Origin of the sequence: Paraburkholderia sediminicola (assembly GCF_046026895.1) — a bacterium.
GTDB classification, from domain to species: Bacteria; Pseudomonadota; Gammaproteobacteria; order Burkholderiales; family Burkholderiaceae; genus Paraburkholderia; species Paraburkholderia sediminicola_C.
Genome location: NZ_JAQQEU010000162.1, coordinates 1 through 5231 on the forward strand (window position 1 = coordinate 1; position 5231 = coordinate 5231).

The window sequence follows — 5231 nt, forward strand, 5'->3', positions numbered from 1 at the left end:
CAGCCAGCTGGCTTTATGCCGGCGGCGAAAGACGTCTGAACTTTTTCCACAGCTTCTTCAAGGTCTGGTGATCGGCAGCGACACGTGAAGCGAGATAACCCCGCGCGAAGGCTGCTCCCGAGGCCGTGTCGGGTGATACTCGCGGCACCGACCTGAGAAGCTGGTCGGCGACCACCGCATCGTTGCGCCAACCCAGATCGTCCTGCAGCGCGGTCAACGCATCGATGTAGTGCCGCACGGCGCGCCTGGGACACAGCGACGCGAAGAACTCGGTGGCATATCGGACTTTCTTCGCTGCAATGCGGGCACGGTGGCGACGGTGATCGTCGAGATCGGCAAGCCGCTTGCCACGTTTGATCAACTTCCTGTGCCGACGACGCAGGACATCCGCGGCGAACTGCCCGGCGGGCCGGTCAAGGCTTCCGCGCTGTTTGTCGGACATTCCGTCGCGCCATCCCTTTCGATTCAACCATACCGCGAGCTGGAGTACGAGCCGGGTGTAGCGGGCCGACTCCACCGCGTCTGCCGCGCGCTGCCGATTGTTGGCGGCGATCTGCTCGCACGCCTGACGTACCGGCAGGATTTCATCCGCGCTTGCGCTCGTCGCCGCACGATCGAGCGTCGATCCCGCGAGTACTTCCCAATCACGCGCCGCACCGAGCTCTGCTGCAATCCAGCGCAATTCCTCGTCAAGACCGGCATAAGCGGGAATCTCGTCTGCGAACAGGTCAAGGGCCGAGCGCAGCCGACGAAGTCCCACGCGCATCTGATGAACGCTAGACGGATCATGGCCGGACACGACGCCACGTTCGTTCGCGTGAACCTGATCCAGACAGTTGCGGGCGATACTGCAGAACGCGTCCTCGACCGAATCGCGCCTGTTCAACTGCACCGGTTGAGCCCTCACCGCGTCGCTGTGCTCCGCTACGAGCAGTTCGTAGCCGAGATCAGCTTTGCTCATATGGTCGATGCGCACAGGCACGGTTTCCAGCAGTTCGAGCGCCACGCCGTACAAATTCTCTGATTGCCCTTGCTTCAACTCCAGTTCCACAGCCGCAATCGGAACCGAGCCCGAATCCGCCTCGATGGTGCCCTCGTCGAGCGCCACTTCGAGTTCGTCTCCAGACGGCAACCGCAATGGAATAGCGGATCGATTGATACGCGTGACGAATACGGGCTTCAGCCGCGCGGCGGTCGCCTCGTCACGAATCAGTTTGCCGCAATCGGTATCAGCGGAAATCTGGTCCAGCAGCAGCTTCAGATCGGGCGTGTCGCTGTCGACGGGCATCTCGAACTCGGCCCTGTCGAACAGGCCCGCCCGCGCGGATCCTTCAAGCTTTAACGTCTGGAGGCGCTCGCCGCCGATGACCCGCACCCGCAGCGAAGCGCCGCACCAGTGAAAGGCAAGCTCGGGCGTATCGAAATAGGTGCTGGTCAGCAATTTGGGAGGATCCGCCGCGCTTGCCGATTGCGCAAGCAGAGGTGCGTGACGCAGCTTCTCAAGATCTTCAATAGGAATTCGTAGCTTCAACTCTCGTTCCATACCGCCTCCCCCTTGCGTGCTGGACCGTCAGGCTACACCCAAAGCATCGGAATGCGCGTGGGTCGTGGGGCCCGCTGGCGGGCGATGCCCGCCTATCGATACCTGGCCTGGCGCATCATCTTCATTGCGGACAAAAACTTATGTGTGACCGGCCAGCGCAGCGCCGTCGCGGCACCGTCAACTCTCCGCAACCATTCCGTCGGCGCGCGGGAGTGACACTGAAAATGAGGTCTCTGTTTCGTCCGACCACGCTTCGATTTTTCCGTGATGGGCTCTGGCGATCTCGTTCACAATGTACAACCCCAGTCCAAGATTACCCGCTCCATCGTACGTGTTCTGATGGCTTTCCCCCCGCGTCAGGGGATCGAAGATGCACTTCAGCGTTGCGCTCTCTATGACCGGCCCGCGGTTGCTGACGTCGACCCGGACATGCGTTGTGTTGCCGGTCAACGTCACTTGAACCGGAGTGTCCTGTGCTCCGTACCTGATGGCATTGGTGACAAGATTTCCCAGCAATTGCTGCAGGCGCTGGCCATCCCAGATCCCCTGTAAATCACCGCTCACGTGCAACTCAATGTGCCTGTCAGGATGAATGGCACGCAACTCGTCGATCTCGTCGGCGCGCACATCCGCCAGATTCAGACTCGTGGGCGTGATGTTGATGCCCAAGCCCAGTTTGGTCCGGTTTGAATTCGGTCAGGTCGTCAAGCAAGGCCTGTATCCGGGCGCCGCTACGTATCAGGCGGCCGGCGGCTGCCGATACTCGCTCCCCGGCATTCAGCGCCGCCAGATAGGAAGCCGTGACCTTAACGGCTTGCAGAGGGCTGCGCATGTCGTGCCCCAGCATGCCAAGCAGGAGATTACGGTCCTGGTCGACCCGCGCACTGAACATAGCGACTGATTCGGCAAGTGCTTGATCGATCGCTTCGTTGAAGCGAATCACGTCGTCCAGGTCGGGGGCACGGGGCGCGCAATCATCCATCCACAAGCGAAGCACGCTAGCGCGCAGCGCGCGATATTCGGCTACGAGCTGTTTGATATTGAAGCCGGACCGTGCCCTCAGAAGGGCGTGCGTTTGGGCGGCTGTTTCGCTCGCGTCGATCGGACCGGGGGCTCGGCCAAGGGATTTTTCGCGCTGTGCTTTCCGGGTTTGCGAAGTCCGCAAATCCTTCGCCACCGCGAGCAGGATCTGGTGCGCGTGGTCGCGTAACGCCGGCGATTCCATGTTTGCCGCCGCAGGCAGGAGGCTGGCCGCGAACACCTCCCATTGCAGCAGGATCGGCTCCATGTCTCGCAAGATAAAGTCAGCAAGGCGCATGAGGGCATCTCCGGCGCGTAAAACGGGTGCCGAGGTCCAAGGCACTGTACTTATGTTACGCCCAAATCGGGGACAAACTTTGACCGGTCGAAGCGCCGTTGAAGACGAACGAGATCGTCACGTCAGGACGGTCGCGGCTGCGGTCCTGCGTAAGCTACGCGGAAGCGGGGCCGTTCGTGCGTCGCAGCAGAACGCATCAGATTGCCTGCGCGTCGGTGTCCTCTTCGACGCTGGCCGCGTATGCTGCGCGGCGTCGCGCTTGCGGCGCTGCGATCATGCGTCGCTGACGCAGTGGCCGGCATCGTCAAGGCTTCGTGGCCAGCCACATCGATTGACTGACCGAGCCGCCGCGTCTACGTGTCAATCAGCCGCCGCCGCGGCGCGCTCTATCGCGCTGATATCGATCTTCTTCATTTTCATCATCGCGTCCATTGCACGCCGTCCGGCGTCATGATCGGTCCCGCTGACGAACTCCAGCAGCCGCCTCGGCGTGATCTGCCACGAAAAGCCCCAGCGGTCCTTGCACCAGCCGCAAGGCGCTTCCTCTCCGCCATTGCCGGTAACGGCGTTCCAATATCGGTCGGTCTCTTCCTGGCTATCCGTCAGGACCATGAAACTTACCGCCTCGTTAGCCTTGAAATTGGGCCCGCCGTTTAGCCCTATGAAGCGCCGACCGAGCACGGTGAACTCAACCGTCAACTCCGGACCCTGCCCAATGCCCGGTATAGGGGATACATGACCTGCATCGACACGGCTGTCGGGAAACGTCGCGGCATAAAACTCCGCCGCCTCGCGCGCTCTACCGTGATCGAACCACAAGCATGTTACGAGCTCAGCCATCGCAATCTCCTTTTCAGAAACGCACGCCGCTATCTGCCTTTAAGGGTAGGGATTCTAATGTTCACGCCATCCAGGCAGTCGGCATCGACTTTCGATAATAGCTTGGCTGGAGTGTTTCGAAATACGTGAAAGTTCGAATTCCAAAACATCGGCCAAACAGGCGGCGGAAATGGCAAACGTCGGCGTGCCTTCAAAGTTGGGCGAGCCGAGCCAGAAAGGCGTCGACCTGGCATTCTTGTGTGGCCCAGGACGTAACGAGGCGAATCACAGAATGATCGTTGTCCGACTTTCTCCAAATATGAAAAGCAAAGAGCTGCTCCAATGCGGGAATGAGCGACGATGCGCTTGTGGCCTGCCGCCTCGATCGCACCGGCTTCTCCGACTACGATATGTCCCGAGCTCACTGCAATGACGGCATCGTGCGGACGCAGGCAGCTAGATAGTGAAACGATGTTGGCCTTAGTCCCGCTTGCGACGTAGTCGATCGCTCCGTCGAACGCCCTTCCCAAATGGGCCTTGATCCGGGTCGCATGACCTGAATCGCGCCGTGCGTGAGCAACAGGGTTTCCCCACGGAACGATTGACGTTGCACCCCGCTGGCAATGAGCGCGATATGGCAGTCGAGATGAGAGCGCGGCTCAAAGCGAAAGCCGGCAAACCAAGCCGTACTAAGAGGTCAGTTTCCAAAATCACTCGGAGAATGAAATGGACTTCCCCGTCCCATGGCTGCGGTGGAAGCCGCAAGTCGGCATCAACGCGCCATGATGAAGTTTCGAACGGTTCGATCAGTGCTCCACAGGTCGTCATCGATGATCGACGCTTCCATCCTTGGGCTTCCGTTGTTCAGGTGCCCAAGGTTAACCGGTCGCCGAAAAAGTAGGGGCTGTAAGCCGGAGCCCAGAAAATTCCGTTCTGCTCGTAAAGCCGAGGTAAAAGGTTCACGCGCTGCGCCGAAGTGCAGAACTCAAGAGCGTTTCCGAACGTCGTTTCACTCTGCGCGAACTCGGATACACCGCCTGACAACCGTGTCAGCTACGGCGGGCATAGGAAAAGTGCGGGTGTACTACGTCAACCTTGAGGAAACAGTGTGAAATGGGTTCCACGTCCCTTTCGTCCAGATGTGGAAGTCAATGTTATGAAAATAGATAACACCCCTCTCTATGTGCCACCTACACAAAATGACAATGAAAATGACAGTTCCGCCAGCAGTGAAAGAGACTCTGCTTTCCCGCAGCCACCCTTAAAAAATCGATCCTCTTTGCGCAACAGTGTCGGTCAACAGGCCTTCCAGCAGTTGACGAATAATTCCCGGAGCACCGGCATTGCTTCCCGTACCAGGAGAGAGGCTGATTCGACTCCTGCTGCTCCCACACATAGCGCGAAGCTCAGAAGTATTGACAGCACCCCCTCTCCACTCAATCAGATCGGCGAAACGCCTGTACCCCTCAGAGATAGCTCTACGTTCACGATCTTTGGGACAAGCGAGGTCCTGCAACCCAATTCGAGCTATTCTTTGCCGCAACGCGAAAC

The 5231-nt window shown here is 59.3% G+C and carries 4 protein-coding genes and 1 pseudogene; 1 reads left to right on the forward strand and 4 read right to left on the reverse strand.

What is annotated here, in order from left to right; all coding sequences use genetic code 11:
- Positions 1-13: 13 nt before the first annotated feature.
- From PQR02_RS39520 to PQR02_RS39535, 4 genes and pseudogenes are all read right to left on the reverse strand, one after another.
- Positions 14-1543, reverse strand: coding sequence for a CYTH and CHAD domain-containing protein (locus tag PQR02_RS39520; RefSeq protein WP_408243244.1), 1530 nt, complete (start codon positions 1541-1543; stop codon positions 14-16).
- A 177-nt stretch (positions 1544-1720) separates the two neighbouring features.
- A pseudogene (locus PQR02_RS39525) lies at positions 1721-2861 on the reverse strand (sensor histidine kinase).
- A gap of 360 nt (positions 2862-3221) precedes the next feature.
- Positions 3222-3701: a VOC family protein gene (locus tag PQR02_RS39530; protein ID WP_408243245.1), complete on the reverse strand. Its 480-nt coding sequence runs from the start codon at positions 3699-3701 to the stop codon at positions 3222-3224.
- 400 nt (positions 3702-4101) lie between these two features.
- Entirely contained in the window at positions 4102-4314 is a 213-nt protein-coding gene (locus PQR02_RS39535; protein WP_408243247.1) for a hypothetical protein, read from the reverse strand.
- Between the two features lie 522 nt (positions 4315-4836).
- Between PQR02_RS39535 and PQR02_RS39540 the strand changes: the two genes are divergently transcribed.
- On the forward strand, positions 4837-5231 hold a 395-nt coding region (locus PQR02_RS39540; RefSeq protein ID WP_408243246.1), incomplete at its 3' end, for a hypothetical protein.